At 67.5% G+C, this 13936-nt stretch carries 12 protein-coding genes; 7 read left to right on the top strand and 5 right to left on the bottom strand.

Annotated elements, in window-relative coordinates:
• Positions 1-67: 67 nt before the first annotated feature.
• Positions 68-1012, bottom strand: a complete 945-nt coding sequence (locus ACSSVZ_RS09245; protein WP_453969523.1) for an AraC family transcriptional regulator — start codon at positions 1010-1012, stop codon at positions 68-70.
• Positions 1013-1111: 99 nt separating this feature from the next.
• Here ACSSVZ_RS09245 and ACSSVZ_RS09240 point away from each other — a divergent pair, with 99 nt between their 5' ends.
• Entirely contained in the window at positions 1112-1849 is a 738-nt protein-coding gene (locus tag ACSSVZ_RS09240; RefSeq protein WP_453969522.1) for an SDR family oxidoreductase, read from the top strand.
• A gap of 112 nt (positions 1850-1961) precedes the next feature.
• Here ACSSVZ_RS09240 and ndk read toward each other — a convergent pair whose 3' ends face one another.
• Together ndk and ACSSVZ_RS09230 are read right to left on the bottom strand one after the other, a co-directional pair.
• Positions 1962-2384, bottom strand: a complete 423-nt coding sequence (gene ndk / locus ACSSVZ_RS09235; RefSeq protein WP_453969521.1) for a nucleoside-diphosphate kinase — start codon at positions 2382-2384, stop codon at positions 1962-1964.
• 172 nt (positions 2385-2556) lie between these two features.
• A complete protein-coding gene (locus ACSSVZ_RS09230) occupies positions 2557-3249 on the bottom strand; it encodes a glutathione S-transferase family protein (protein ID WP_453969520.1) in 693 nt (230 codons plus the stop codon).
• A gap of 97 nt (positions 3250-3346) precedes the next feature.
• Here ACSSVZ_RS09230 and ACSSVZ_RS09225 point away from each other — a divergent pair, with 97 nt between their 5' ends.
• Both ACSSVZ_RS09225 and ACSSVZ_RS09220 read left to right on the top strand, forming a co-directional pair.
• A complete protein-coding gene (locus ACSSVZ_RS09225; RefSeq protein ID WP_453969519.1) occupies positions 3347-3856 on the top strand; it encodes a DinB family protein in 510 nt (169 codons plus the stop codon).
• A 67-nt stretch (positions 3857-3923) separates the two neighbouring features.
• The gene (locus ACSSVZ_RS09220) at positions 3924-5810 is read left to right on the top strand and encodes an ABC-F family ATP-binding cassette domain-containing protein (protein WP_453969518.1); all 1887 of its coding nucleotides are present in this window, start codon (positions 3924-3926) and stop codon (positions 5808-5810) included.
• A 12-nt stretch (positions 5811-5822) separates the two neighbouring features.
• On the opposite strand, the gene ACSSVZ_RS09215 is transcribed toward ACSSVZ_RS09220, so the two are convergent.
• Positions 5823-6272 carry a DNA polymerase III subunit chi gene (locus ACSSVZ_RS09215; RefSeq protein ID WP_453969517.1) on the bottom strand — a complete coding sequence of 150 codons (450 nt, stop codon included), beginning with the start codon at positions 6270-6272 and terminating at the stop codon, positions 5823-5825.
• Between the two features lie 123 nt (positions 6273-6395).
• Positions 6396-7889, bottom strand: a complete 1494-nt coding sequence (locus tag ACSSVZ_RS09210) for a leucyl aminopeptidase (RefSeq protein WP_453969516.1) — start codon at positions 7887-7889, stop codon at positions 6396-6398.
• A 270-nt stretch (positions 7890-8159) separates the two neighbouring features.
• Here ACSSVZ_RS09210 and lptF point away from each other — a divergent pair, with 270 nt between their 5' ends.
• From lptF to ACSSVZ_RS09190, 4 genes are all read left to right on the top strand, one after another.
• Positions 8160-9353, top strand: a complete 1194-nt coding sequence (lptF, locus tag ACSSVZ_RS09205) for an LPS export ABC transporter permease LptF (RefSeq protein ID WP_453969515.1) — start codon at positions 8160-8162, stop codon at positions 9351-9353.
• Positions 9350-10441: an LPS export ABC transporter permease LptG gene (gene lptG, locus ACSSVZ_RS09200; RefSeq protein ID WP_453969514.1), complete on the top strand. Its 1092-nt coding sequence runs from the start codon at positions 9350-9352 to the stop codon at positions 10439-10441. Before lptF ends, lptG begins: the two co-directional genes overlap by 4 nt.
• Positions 10442-10536: 95 nt before the next feature.
• On the top strand, positions 10537-12849 hold the full coding sequence (locus ACSSVZ_RS09195; RefSeq protein ID WP_453969513.1) for an LPS-assembly protein LptD: 2313 nt from the start codon (positions 10537-10539) through the stop codon (positions 12847-12849).
• A 150-nt stretch (positions 12850-12999) separates the two neighbouring features.
• The gene (locus tag ACSSVZ_RS09190; protein ID WP_453969512.1) at positions 13000-13935 is read left to right on the top strand and encodes a SurA N-terminal domain-containing protein; all 936 of its coding nucleotides are present in this window, start codon (positions 13000-13002) and stop codon (positions 13933-13935) included.
• The last annotated feature ends 1 nt before the right edge of the window (position 13936 follow it).

The raw sequence follows: 13936 nt of genomic DNA, 5'->3' as shown, positions 1-13936 counted from the left end.
CAGGCCCCGGGGCGAGCGCTCCGGGGCCTTTTCTTTTCGAGACCGGGCGAAGTCGCGGCCTGAGAACTCAGGATCCGGACCGCGCGCCCGCCGCCCGCCGGTGATGATGCGGCGCCAGGCCGGTCACCCGCTTGAACGCGTTGCTGAACGCGCTCTCGGAGGCGTAGCCGAGCGCCCGGGAGACCGCCGCGATCGGCGCGCGGTCCTCCCGCAGCATCCGGTCGGCAAGCCGCATCCGCCACTGGGTGTGGTAGGCAAGCGGGGCAATGCCCGCCGCTTCCTTGAAGCGGAGCGCGAAATTCGTCCGCGACATGCCGGCGGCGGATGCCAGGTCGGCAAGCTGCCAGCGGCGCGCGGGATCGCCGTGGATCAGCCGCAGCGCCGCCATCAGGCGCGGATCGCCGGCGGCGCGCAGCAGCCCCCTGGGCACGTCGTCGCCGCCCGCCAGGTGGGCACGGATGAGGTGCACGAACACGAGCTGGGCAAGCTGCGCCCGCGCGACCTCGGCACCCGGCGCGCGCCCGGCGCGTTCCACCATCAGCTGATCGACAAGCCAGCGCATCGCCGCCGCGCCCTCGGCGGCCGCCGGCACCCGGATGAGCGGCGGCAGGATGTCCGACAGAAGGCTGCCGCTCACCGGGTTCAGGTGGACATGGCCGCCGATGACGAGACAGTCGTCGCCGCCGGCGTCGACGATGGTGTCGGTGGCACCGGCGAACAGCTGCACCGCATCGCGCGGCGCGGCGCCCGCCCCGCCCGACAGCACGAACCCGCAGGCCGCCGAGGGCAGGAACACGTCGCCGCTCGCGATTGGGACGGCTGCGTCGCTGCCGTCCATCCGCAGGGTGCAATGGCCACGGACGAGCGCGAAGAACTTGATCCGGCCCGGCGGCGGAAAGCGGATGGCCCAGTCGCCGCCCGCCGTGAAGCCGCCGCTCACGGTGGTGCGCGCATCGGTCAGCGCGAGGATGTCCGAGATCGGGTCGCCGTCCATTCCGGTACTCTCACGCATGCTTCGGGGACTTTCGATCATTCTTAATCCCAGCGTTCCGCCATAGCCTTGTCTCACCGCGGCCGGATGGCCGCAACAGGTGAGAAAGCGACGGTCGACATGATGGGACTGAAGGACAAGGTGGTGGCGATCACCGGGGCGAGCAGCGGCATCGGCGAGGCGACCGCCCTGCTGCTGGCGGAGCGCGGCGCCAAGGTCGTGCTCGGGGCGCGCCGGGGCGACCGGCTCGCCGACGTGACCCGCCGGATCGAAGCGGCCGGCGGGACAGCCGTCTGCCAGGAGACCGACGTGCGGCGCCGCGATGACCTCAAGGCGCTCGTCGCCACAGCCGTCGACCGATTCGGTCGCCTCGACGTGCTCGTCGGCTGCGCCGGCGTCGGACTGACCTCGCCGATGGACGACCTGCGCGTCGACGACTGGGAGGAGATCATCGACGTGAACCTCAAGGGCGCTCTCTACGGCATCGCGGCCGCGCTCCCCGCCTTCCGCGCCCAGGGCAGCGGGCAGTTCGTCACGGTGCTCTCGACCGCCGGATTGCGGATCGTGCCGACCCAGGGCGTCTATGCCGGCTCCAAGAACGCCGTGCGGACGATCCTGGAAGCGCTCCGCCAGGAGGCGGGCGCGACCCTGCGGGTGAGCAGCGTGTCGCCGGGGTTCGTCGCCACCGACTTCGCAACGCACGTCGCCGACGAGCGGCTCAAGGCCGAAGTTCTCGCGATGCGGGACCGGATCGCCATTCCGCCGGAGGCGATCGCGCGCGCCATCGCGTTCGCCATCGAACAGCCCGCCGACGTCGAGATCGGCGAGATCGTCGTGCGGCCGACCGCGCAGGGGTAACCGCGCAGGCGTCGAGCCCACATGAAAAAGCCTGCCGCGGCGTCCCGCGGCAGGCCCTGTCGTGTCAGGCGTCGAGACCGGCTCCGGTCGCCCGGCCCGCTCAGGTGACGTGTCAGCCGGTGATCTCGGACCCGGAGAAGAAGAAGGCCATCTCTTCCTTGGCGGTCTCGACGGCGTCGGAGCCGTGGACCGAGTTCTCGCCGATGGATTCCGCGAAGTCGGCGCGGATGGTGCCGGGATCGGCCTTGGCCGGATCGGTGGCGCCCATCACTTCGCGGTTCTTCAGGACGGCGTTCTCGCCTTCCAGGATCTGCACGACGACCGGGCCGGACGACATGAATTCGGTCAGTTCCTGGAAGAACGGACGCTCGCTGTGCACGGCGTAGAACGCCTCGGCGGTGGCCTTCGACATCAGGATCCGCTTCTGGGCGACGACGCGCAGGCCGGCGGACTCCAGGCGGTCGACGATCTTGCCGGTGATGTTGCGCCGCGTGGCGTCCGGCTTGATCATGGAAAACGTACGTTCGAGCGCCATGGCGGTCAGTTCCTTCCGGAGTGTCTGTCGGTGAAGAATGCGTGGCAGCCGGCAAAAGCCGGCCGCGTCGCGCTGCTATAGCTTTAGGCACGAATTGCCCGCAAGGCCCCCACCGCAGATTGGCGCCAGTTTCGGCCGCAAAACGTCCCGATCAGGCCGGATTGGCGCCAGATCAGGCGGCGCGCGCCGGCTGCGCCCGGCCGAGGCCGTCGTGCAGATCGAGGCAGCGATCGAACCATGCGGCCAGCGGGTCGTCGTCCGCCAGCACCCGCAACGGGCTGGTGGCGCGCGCCCACTGGAGCGCCCCGAACAGGATGTAATCGGTGAACAGCGGCGTGCTGCCGCCCAGGAACGGCTGAAGCTCGAGCGTCATGCGCGCGGGCGCCAGGCTCGCGCGGAACGCCTCCAGCCGGTCTTCGCGACCCGACTGCGCCTCCTCCAGCGTCCGACCCAGCCGCTTCTCGCGGCTTTCCCTGAAATAGCGGTCGTCGACGTCCTGCAGGACCGAATGGACGTCGGCGACGATCAGCCCCGTCAGCCCCATGTGGACGACGACCCGGGACCAGCTCTCGATGAACCGCGCAGCGGCGAGACCGCCCGCTCCGCCGAACAGGCTCGGACGATCCGGATAGGTCTCTTCCAGGTAGACCGCGATGTCGAAGGAATCGCGCACGAGGCGGCCGTCGTCCTCGATCACCGGCACCGTCTTCTGGGCGCCGTCGGCGATCGTCGGGATCTGCGTGAACGGGACCGGCCGGCTCTCGAACGCCAGACCCTTGTGGGCGAGCGCCATCTTGACGCGCCAGCAATAGGGCGAGAAGCGCGCGTCGTTCGCGCCGCACAGATCATAGAGTACGATCGACATTCCGCTGCCCTGTTCCCTTTTCCGGCCGGCAGACAACGCATCCGCATGCGGTGCCGCGGCCATGCTATTGATCCAGCCCCAATCCGGAGCCGACGCCATGCGCGCCCATTTCAAGATGATGGCAAGCTACAATGCCTGGTGCAACGAGCGCCTGTACGAGGCCGCGGCGGGGCTGTCCGATGCCGACTACCGTGCCGATCTCGGCGCGTTCTTCAAGTCGGTCCACGGCACCTTCAATCACGTACTCGTGGGCGACCGGGTCTGGCTGTCCCGGTTCACCGGCACCGGCCCCGTACCGACCGCGCTGGACGAGATCCTCTACGACGACTTCGACCGCCTCCGCGCCGCAAGACGCGCCGAGGACGCACGGATCGACCGTTTCGTCGATGGCCTCGACGACGACAAGCTCGCGTCGGTGCTGCACTATCGGGCGCTTTCGCAGCCGGCCGATGTCACCTACCCGCTCCTGCCGGCGCTGCATCATCTCTTCAATCACCAGACCCATCACCGTGGCCAGGCCACAGCGCTGCTGACGCGACTCGGGGTCGATACCCCGTCGCTCGACCTCGTTTACTTCAATCTGCAGACCGGCATCGGCCTGAGCTGACGGAATCCATGCTGCATTGCCGTCAAGCCGGCTTGCCGCGCGGCGCATTTGCCGTCACAACGCGCCCATGCTCACGATTTCAGACCTCACCTTTCGCATTGCGGGACGCACCCTCTTCGACGGCGCCAGCGCCACCGTGCAGGCGCGCTCCAAAGTCGGCTTCGTCGGTCGCAACGGCACCGGCAAGACGACGCTGTTCAAGCTGATCCAGGGGGAGCTGTCCCCGGAAAGCGGCAGCATCCGGCTGCCCAATTCCACGCGGATCGGCTCCGTCGCCCAGGAAGCACCGGCCTCGGACGACAGCCTCATCGAATGGGTGCTGGCCGCCGACACCGAGCGGGCGCGGCTGCTGGCGGAAGCGGAGACGGCGACCGACCCGAACCGGATCGCCGACATTCACATCCGCCTGTCCGACATCGACGCCCATTCGGCGGAATCCCGCGGCGCGCGGATCCTCTCCGGCCTGGGCTTCTCGACCGCGGCCCAGGCCCGCCCCTGCCACGAATTCTCCGGCGGCTGGCGGATGCGCGTGGCACTGGCCGGCATCCTGTTCTCCGCCCCGGATCTGCTGCTGCTCGACGAGCCGACCAACTATCTCGACCTGGAAGGCACGCTGTGGCTGGAGACCTACCTGGCCCGCTACCCGCACACCGTGATCCTGATCTCCCATGACCGCGACCTGCTGAACGGCGCCGTCACCCAGATCATGCATCTCGACCAGACCAAGCTCACGACCTATTCCGGCGGCTACGATTCGTTCGCCCGCCAGCGCGCCGAACAGGCCGTGCTGCAGGGCAAGCGCATCGCCAAGCAGGAGGCCGAGCGCAAGGACCTGCAGGCCTTCGTCGACCGCTTCCGGGCCAAGGCATCGAAGGCCCGCCAGGCCCAGTCGCGCATGAAGCGGCTGGAAAAGATGGAGCAGATCGCCCCGGTGGTCGACGACACCGTGCTGCCGATCCGCCTGCAGGAGCCGCCGGGCAAGCTGTCGCCGCCGATCGTCGCCATGGACCACGTCTCGGTGGGCTACGAGCCGGGCAGGCCGATCCTCTCCCGCCTCGATCTCCGCATCGACGACGACGACCGGATCGCCCTGCTGGGCTCCAACGGCAACGGCAAGTCCACCTTCGCCAAGCTCCTGGCCGGGCGGCTCGCGCCTCAGGGCGGCAGCATCGTCAAGGCGGACAAGCTGAAGGTCGCCTACTTCGCCCAGCACCAGCTCGACGAACTGGTCGGCGGCGAAACGCCGGTCGAGCATGTCCGCGCACGCCTGCCGGGCGTGGCGGAATCGAAGGTACGCGCCCGCACCGCCCAGTTCGGGCTCGCCGGCGCCCGCATGGACACCAAGGCGGCGGATCTCTCCGGCGGCGAGCGCGCCCGCCTGCTCTTGGGGCTCGCCACCTTCGACGGGCCGCACATGATCATCCTCGACGAGCCGACCAACCACCTCGACATCGACAGCCGGCAGGCGCTGATGCAGGCGATCAACGCCTATTCCGGCGCCGTCATCCTCATCTCGCACGATCCCTACCTGGTCGAGGCGTGCGCGGACCGGCTCTGGCTGGTCGGCAACGGCTCCGTCTCGGACTTCGACGGCGATCTCGCCGAGTACCGGGAGATGGTGTTGAAGCGCGACACCTCGTCGAAGGGCGGCGGTGGCGACGACCGCGGCCGCGGCAAGGCCCAGGATCGCCGCAAGGCAGCCGCCCAGGCCCGCGCCGAGCTGGCGCCGCTGAAGAAGAAGATCTCGGCCGCCGAACGGCAGATCGAGGCGGCCCGGATGCGGCTTTCCACGCTGGACGACGCGCTCGCCAATCCGAAGCTCTTCTCGGGAAATCCGGAAAAGGGCGCGCGCTTCGCCAAGGACCGCGCACGGACCGTCGAGGAAATCGCACAGCTGGAGGAAAACTGGCTCGCGCTCTCTGCCGAGTACGAAGAGGCGCTCGCAACCGGTTGATCCGGAACGGCTTCAGGCCATCTTGGTCCAGCCGCCTTCTTCGCCCTGCCGCCAGTAGGTGACGCCGTGGCCGCCGGCCTTGGCTTCCTTCCAGCGCAGACGCGCGTCGGCGAGCGCCGCCTGGTCGAACCCGTCGAACAGGTAGACGACCCGCTCGTAGGGCGCGAGGTCGGCGCAACTTGCCCGGTCCACCAGAAAGCGGACGGTTGCGCCGTTGGGATTTTCGTCCAGGCAGGTCAGCCAGACCGGCTGCAGGTCGGGATGGCCGTCGCGGGCGGTGCCGTGCGGCAGAAACGAATCGTCCCGATACGCCCACAGATGTCCATCGAGGGCGTCGCGCCGTTCCTCGTCGCCGGTCTGCACCACGACCCGCCAGCCCCGCTGCAGCGACCGCTCCAGGAGCGTCGGCAGCACCATCTCGAGCGGCTGGCGCTCGAGATGGTAGAACAGCACCTCCGCCATCACCCGCCCCTTCCCGTCTCATCCCGGACCGGATCCGGTCCGCTTCGGTCGCTCAGCGAAATTCTGACTCCGTCCGAACCGGAGACCCCCGGACCGGATGGAGGCAGAGGTTTGCGGTGGACGCTAGCCCTCGTAGTGGTCGGCAATGACCCGATCGATCAGGCGGACGCCGAAGCCGGAGCCGAAGGTGCGGCTGATCTCGTTGGCGGGCGCGCCCATGCCGGTGCCGGCGATGTCGAGATGCACCCACGGAGTTTCGCCCACGAACCGCTTGAGGAACTGCGCCGCGGTGATGGACCCCGCGGCCCGCCCGCCGGTGTTCTTCATGTCGGCGAACTTCGAATCGATCAGCTTGTCGTACTCGGCGCTGACCGGCAGCCGCCAGACGGTGTCGCCGGTGGCGATGCCGGCGGCGGCGAACTCGCCCGCCAGTCCGTCGTCGTTGGAGAAGAGGCCGGCGTTGAAGTGGCCGAGCGCAATGATCACCGCGCCGGTCAGCGTCGCCAGGTCGACGACGAAGCGCGGCTTGAACCGGTCGATCGTGTAGTGGAGCGCATCGGCGAGGACGAGGCGGCCTTCAGCGTCGGTGTTGATGATCTCGATCGTCTGGCCCTGCATGGACGTGACGATGTCACCCGGGCGCTGGGCCTTGCCATCCGGCATGTTCTCCACCAGCCCGATGACCCCGATCACGTTGGCCTTGGCCTTGCGGGAGGCGAGCGCATGCATCAGCCCGACGACGCACGCCGCTCCGCCCATGTCGCCCTTCATGTCCTCCATGCCGGCCGCCGGCTTGATGGAGATGCCGCCGGTGTCGAACACGACGCCCTTGCCGACGATCGCCAGCGGCTGGGCATCGGCGGCCCCGCCCTGCCAGCGCATCACGACGAGGCGCGGCGGACGCTCGGATCCCTGGGAGACCCCGAGCAGCGCATTCATGCCCAGCTTGCGCATGTCGGGTTCCTCGAGGACCTCGACCTCGACGCCGAGCGCGGAAAGCGCCGCAGCCTTCTCGGCGAACTCGACCGGGCCGAGCACGTTGGCCGGCTCGTTGACGAGATCGCGGGCGAGGATGACGCCCTCGCCGATGCCCTTCACCGACTGCCAGGCACCCTCCGCGGCCGACGGGTCGGCAACCGCAATGGAGATATCGGCGCCAGGGGCATCCTTGTCGCCGTTGTCGGACTTGGTCTTGTAGCGGTCGAACCCGTAGGCGCGCAGCATCATGCCGAGCGCCAGCCTGGCCGCATCCTCGGCCGAAACGGCGACGTGGCCCGGGCGCTCGGCGACCACCGTGACGGCGCCGCCGCCGGACAGCGCACCCGACACGGCGCCACCAAGCGAGGTCCACTCGGCTTCGCTCGGCGTATCGGAACCGAGCCCGGCGATCACGATCCGGTCATAGGGAAGGTGCGCGGGAGCGAGCAGCTCCATCGTCTTGAGCCGCTTGCCCTTGAACTTGGCCAGCTCCATGGCCCGCGTTAGCAGGCCGCCCGCTTCGTCGTCGAGGGCGCGGCCGATGGCCCCGAATGCGCGCTGATCGTCGACGAACAGCACGACGGAGCCCTCCGTCGGACGGGCGGTTTCAACGAAACGGATGGTGGGAGAAGCAGTCATGACAACGCAAACCTCGCTGGCGGAGTGGACGGCGGGAGGGAGGACTTGTGACGATCGGCACCGATCGGGAAAATGGACCCCAACACGGTTGCCCGCAAGGCGGTCGTCTCGCGGAAGCCGCAAATGCCGACTATCGGCGGCGCGACGGTCGGCTGCTGCGGATTGCGGCCGGCCGGGCAAGTTTGGATGTGCTCAAATCGACGGGTGCACCGGCGGCAAAGGCACGCTAACAAGAACGCGGCGGCAAGCGACGATCCTGGTTCCGAGTAGATGCGTCTGATCCAACTCTACATTTTCCGGCGGGTGACGACTGGCTTCCTGGCCGTCATGCTCGTCCTCACCGCCGTGGTGTGGACGACTCAGGCCCTGCGCCAGCTCGACGTCGTCACCTCCAAGGGCCAGACGATCGGCCTGTTTCTCGAACTCACCCTGCTGGCGATCCCCTTTCTGATGCTGCTCACCGCGCCCATCGCGCTCGTGATGGCGATGGTCACCGTCTACAACAGCTTCAACGGCGACAGCGAGCTGGTGGTGATGAGCGCCGCCGGCAATTCGCGCTGGCAGCTCCTGAAGCCCAGTATGATTCTCGGCGTGCTCGTCACCATCGCCATGCTGGGGGTTTCCACCTACGTCGCGCCGATGGGGTTGAAGAACGTGCGCGTCCTGATCACCAAGGTGCGCGCGGACGTCATCGCGACGGTGCTGCAGCCCGGCCGCTTCATGTCGATGGAACAGGGGCTGACGGTTCACATCCGCGACCGCCTGCGCGACGGATCGCTGCAGGGTCTGGTGCTGTCCGACGAACGCGATCCAGAGCGCAGCCAGACCTATCTGGCCGCCTCCGGCCGCATCGTGGAGACCGCCGACACCACCCTCCTGGTCATGCGCGACGGATCGATGCAGCGCTTCGACCGCCGCAACGACGAGATGTCGATCGTCCAGTTCGACGCCTATGCGTTCGACCTGACCAGCATGCTCCCGAACAACGTGTCGACCACGTTCCGGCCGAGCGAGCGCACTGTGTTCGAGCTGATGAACCCGCCGCCGGACGACGAGTACGCCAAGAACAACGCCGACCGGTTCCGCGTGGAGTTCCACGACCGGCTGTCGCAGCCGCTCTATCCGATCGCGCTCGTGCTGCTGGGCTTTCTGTTCGTCGGCGATCCGCAGACCCTGCGCCAGGGCCGGACATCGGCGGTGATGGGCGCCATCGTGGCGATCGGCGCCGTCCGCTTCCTGGGCTTCGTCGCGACGACGCTCGCCGTCCGCTTCCCCATCGCCACCGTCGCCATGTACGGCATCCCGATCGGCTTCAGCGCGCTGTCGCTGTGGATCATCCTGACCGACCGGACCATCACCGTTCACGACCGCGCCACGGCGGCGATTTCCGACTGGATCAAGCGGATGACCGAATCCCGAGCCGGCAAGCCGCTGACCATGCGCCGCAAGCGGGCCGCGTCATGAGCGGCTCGATCCTCCCCCGCTATCTCGCCATTCGGTTCGTCAGCTGGATCGCGGCGGTCTTCCTGTTGGGAAGCGCGATCATCCTGCTGGCCGACTTCCTCGAGCTGTTGCGCCGCACGAGTGACTCAGACAGTGTCACCGTGCTTCGCGCGCTCCTGATTTCCAGCCTCCGCACCCCGTCCCTCACCGAGGAGTTCCTGCCTTTCGCGGTCCTGTTCGGCTCGATCGCGGCCTTCATCGGCCTCTCCCGCCGGCTGGAGCTCGTCGTCGTGCGCGCGTCGGGGGTCTCGGTCTGGCAGTTCATCCTGCCGCCCCTCGTCGTCGCGGTGGCGATCGGCATCGCCGCAACGACGATCTACAATCCGGTCTCCGCCGTGCTGAAGGAGCGCGCCAACCTGCTTGGGGCGACCCTTTTCGAGGGCGAGCAGAAGGCCCTGATCCAGACCACCGGCGACGTGTGGTTCCGCCAGGACGGCGACGACGGGGAATCCATCGTCCATGCCGGACAGGTCGTCGAGAATGGCAAGCATTTGTTCGCAGTTGTAGTTTACCAGTTCGACGACAACAACACGTTCAGGCAGCGCATCAACGCGAAGGAGGCGATACTCAGTGACGGAGAATGGCTCCTGCGGGACGCGACGGCCTACTCCACGGACGGAGAGGCGACGAACCATGACACCTATTCCGTCTCCACGTTTCTCACCCCCACCGAGGTGCGGGAAACGATCGGACAGCCCGACGCCGTTCCGTTCTGGCGCCTGCCGTCCGTGATCACCCTCACCAAGCGCGCCGGCCTTCCGGCCTACCGATATCGGCTGCGCTTCCAGTCCCTTCTCGCCCGTCCGGTCCTGCTCGCAGCCATGGTTCTGATCGCCGCTACCGTTTCGTTAAGGCTCGCTCGATTGGGCGGCATTGCGCGCGCCATTGCTGGTGGCGTCGCTGCCGGGTTCGTGCTTTATGTTACGGCAGAGATCACGAGTGACCTAGGGGGCGCCGGGGTGATCGCGCCGGCGGCAGCCGCGTGGGCTCCCGGCCTGGCTGCGATATTGTTGGGCGTTTCGATCCTGCTGCACCAGGAGGACGGATGAGGCTGGGCACCCGTTGCATGTTGCAGACGGGCACAAAGCGCTCGCACCCTCGTCGTCGGTCCCGGCGACGGAATGCGCGTGCGCTGGCGTGCGTGATGGTCAGCGTGCTTTTCCTGTTTGCACCCTCCACCGGCTTTGCGCAGGTCGCCGCCGGCGATGACCTCTTCGGCGTGCGTGCGCCTGAGGAATCGCAGCTCGTGCTGCAGGCCGACGAGCTCATTTACGACAAGGACCAGGACGTCATCTCGGCCGTCGGCAACGTCGAGATGTACTACAACGGCTACACCCTGTTCGCGAACACGGTCCGCCTCGACCGCACGACCGGCCGCTTCCGGGCCGAAGGCGGTGCCAAGCTCACCGAACCCGACGAGAACATCATCGTCGCGGAGACGATCGAGCTGACCGACGACTTCCGCGACGGCTTCGTCGAGGCACTGCGCATCGACGCGGTGAACCGGACGCGCATCGCCGCCGAACGCGCCGAGCGCGAGAACGGCGACGTCACGACGATGTACAAGGGCGTCTACACCGCCTGCTACTCCTGCCTCGCCCATCCGGACCGGCCGCCGACCTGGCAGATCAAGGCGACCAAGATCGTCCACAACAAGACCGAGCAGCGGATCAGCTACACCTCGCCGCGCCTGGAGTTCTGGGGCGTGCCGGTGGCCTACTTCCCCTATTTCAGCCACCCCGACCCGACCGTGAAGCGCAAGTCGGGCTTCCTCCGCCCGAGCGCGTTCTATTCGGAGGACCTCGGGTTCGGCGCGTCGATCCCGTATTTCTGGGCGGCGGCGGAGAGCTACGACGTCACGTTCATCGCGACGCCGCTGTCGCGCCAGGGCCTGCTGTTGGACGCGGAATTCCGCAAGACGTTCCGCTCCGGCGAAATGACGGTGCGCGGCGCGGGGATCTACCAGCTGGATCCCGAGGCGTTCTCCGGCCACGCCGGCGACACCGACTGGCGCGGCGTGGTCACCACGCACGGCGCCTTCCGGATCAATCCGCGCTGGACGTGGGGCTGGGACGCGGCGCTGTTCAGCGACGTCACCTTCGCCGACGACTATGCCAAGCTGTGGCAGTCGACGAGCACCTCGTCGATCTTCCTGACGGGTCTCGGCAGGAACAACTACTTCGACATGCGCGGCTACGCGTATCAGATCCTGCGCGAGGACTATGTCTACGCTGGCACGACCCAGCCGCCGGCCGGCTCGCCGTTCACGGGCTCCGGCATCGACCAGCAGGAAAAGCAGCCCTACGTCCATCCGGTGATCGACTATAACGGCCTCATCGGCCAGTCGATCCTGGGCGGCGAGCTGTCCTTCGACACCAATTTCACCTCGCTGACGCGCCAGGAAACCGACGCGATCTTCACGTCGACGGGCCAGGCCCGCTTCCGTGGCGTCGCAGGAACGTTCACCCGGACCTCCGCCAAGTCGGAATGGCGCCGACAGATGATCGATCCGATCGGCCAGGTCTTCACGCCGTTCGTGTCGGCCCAGGCCGACCTGTTCGTCCTCAATTCCACCGACAACAACGTCGGCGCGCTCGAGGGCGAGACGCTGGTCGCGCGGGCCATGCCGGCGGCGGGCGTCACCTACCGCTACCCATGGCTCAGCGCCCACTCCTGGGGCACCCAGCTGTTCGAACCGATCGGCCAGATCGTGGTGCGCCCGAACGAGACCAGCATCGGCAAGCTGCCCAACGAAGACGCGCAGAGCATCGTCTTCGACGACACGACGCTGTTCGACGCCGACAAGTTCTCCGGCTTCGACCGCGTCGAAGGCGGCACCCGCGCCAACCTCGGCATGAAGTACACGGTCGCCACCTATTCGGGCGGCTTCATCTCGGGCCTGGTCGGCCAGTCGTTCCAGCTGGCCGGCGAGAACTCCTACGCGGTTCCCGGCATTCTCGACGCGACCCAGTATTCCGGCCTGGAGACCGACCAGTCCGATTACATCGCAAGCCTCTACCTCGATACCAACATGGGCGTGCGCATGAGCGCCCAGGGCCGCTTCGACAACGAGGACCTGCAGACCAACCGCTTCGAGGCCCAGGCGACGGGCGTCAGCGGCCCCCTGACGTCGCAGCTCATCTACGCCTTCCTGCGCGCCCAGCCCGACCTCGGCATCAACGACGACCGCAGCGAAGTTCAGGGTGCGGCGAGCCTGCAGCTGCTGCGCAAATGGCGGCTGTTCGGCCGCGTGCGCTACGATCTGGAGGATTCCGGCATCGTGCGCGACGGCTTCGGCGTCGGCTATGACGACGATTCGCTGTCGGTGTCGGTGACCTTCGCCGAGGACCGCAGCGACACCACCGATATCGACCGCTCGGTGTTCCTGCGCTTCGGGCTGCGCACGCTCGGCGACAGCGACCTGTCGACCGGCCTCAGCGATTATCTGAGCAACTGAGGCCTGCGGATCGCCTAGATCGCCGGTTTGCCACGCTTTCGCCCTACGAAGTGGGCACTCGATCCTGTAGAATGACATCAGAACGTTGAACCGGCTCCGACTTGACGTGGGGGCGGGATGGATGACAGCGCATCCAGCAGGAGGATATTCGTGGCGACAGCGACTCGACCCGTCCGGGCCGTCTTGGCGAGCTTGGGAGCTCTGCTCGGCATCTGCATCATGCTTGCGGGGCCAGGCGAGGCGGCGACGCGCATCGAGGTCGTCGTCAACGACCAGGCGATCACCAACTACGCGATCGATCAGCGTGCCCGGCTTCTCAAGCTGACCGGTGCCAAGGGCAACGTGCGCGAAGAGGCCATCGAGCAGCTGATCGACGAAGTCCTGCAGCGCCAGGAGGCCAAGCGCGCGAACGTCACGATCTCCGACGCCCAGGTAAACGAGGCCTTCGCCGAGATCGCCACGCGGGTGAAGCTGTCGCCCGCGAATTTCGCCACGGCACTCAACCAGAACGGCGTCAATCCGGAGACGCTCAAGGACCGGCTGCGCGTGCAGCTGGCGTGGAGCCGGGTGGTTGGAACGCGCTTCCGCTCCTCCCGCAAGGTCACCGAGCAGGATCTGATTGCCACGCTGCGCAGCAAGGGCACGGAGTCCAGCAAGGAAACGTCCCAGTATCTCCTCGAACGGGTCATCGTGGTCATTCCGAAGTCGGCCTCGCGCGGCGAAGTCTCCTCCGCCGAGACCACGGCCCGGCAGCTCCGCTCGCGCTTTACCTCCTGCGACACCGGCCTGGATCTTGCCAAGCAGGCGAAGGGCGTCGTGGTGAAGCAGGCCGGCCGCCGCACGTCGAACGAGATCCCCGACAACGTCCTGAAACTCATCGAAACCACCGAAGTCGGTCACCTCTCCGCCCCCGACAAGACCGATGAAGGCCTGGAGATGTACGCCGTCTGCGCCAAAGATACCGTGCGCAGCACCGAAGCGGCGATCCAGGAGGTCCAGTCGGAGATCATCGGCGAGGAAGGAGCGCTGTTCTCGCGGCAGTATCTCCGCAACCTCAGAAAGGACGCCGTGATCGAACGGCGCTGAG

Source organism: Amorphus sp. MBR-141 (assembly GCF_053628695.1).
This window is presented reverse-complemented; position numbering and strand designations above follow the sequence as displayed.

Bases quoted from the DNA above. Each gene is read 5' to 3' on its own strand.
- ACSSVZ_RS09215 (WP_453969517.1), bottom strand. From the start codon at position 6,272: ATGGCGGAGGTGCTGTTCTACCATCTCGAGCGCCAGCCGCTCGAGATG.
- ACSSVZ_RS09225 (WP_453969519.1), top strand. From the start codon at position 3,347: ATGCGCGCCCATTTCAAGATGATGGCAAGCTACAATGCCTGGTGCAAC.
- lptF (WP_453969515.1), top strand. From the start codon at position 8,160: ATGCGTCTGATCCAACTCTACATTTTCCGGCGGGTGACGACTGGCTTC.
- ACSSVZ_RS09230 (WP_453969520.1), bottom strand. From the start codon at position 3,249: ATGTCGATCGTACTCTATGATCTGTGCGGCGCGAACGACGCGCGCTTC.
- ACSSVZ_RS09240 (WP_453969522.1), top strand. From the start codon at position 1,112: ATGATGGGACTGAAGGACAAGGTGGTGGCGATCACCGGGGCGAGCAGC.
- ACSSVZ_RS09220 (WP_453969518.1), top strand. From the start codon at position 3,924: ATGCTCACGATTTCAGACCTCACCTTTCGCATTGCGGGACGCACCCTC.
- ndk (WP_453969521.1), bottom strand. From the start codon at position 2,384: ATGGCGCTCGAACGTACGTTTTCCATGATCAAGCCGGACGCCACGCGG.
- ACSSVZ_RS09195 (WP_453969513.1), top strand. From the start codon at position 10,537: ATGGTCAGCGTGCTTTTCCTGTTTGCACCCTCCACCGGCTTTGCGCAG.
- lptG (WP_453969514.1), top strand. From the start codon at position 9,350: ATGAGCGGCTCGATCCTCCCCCGCTATCTCGCCATTCGGTTCGTCAGC.
- ACSSVZ_RS09245 (WP_453969523.1), bottom strand. From the start codon at position 1,012: ATGCGTGAGAGTACCGGAATGGACGGCGACCCGATCTCGGACATCCTC.
- ACSSVZ_RS09210 (WP_453969516.1), bottom strand. From the start codon at position 7,889: ATGACTGCTTCTCCCACCATCCGTTTCGTTGAAACCGCCCGTCCGACG.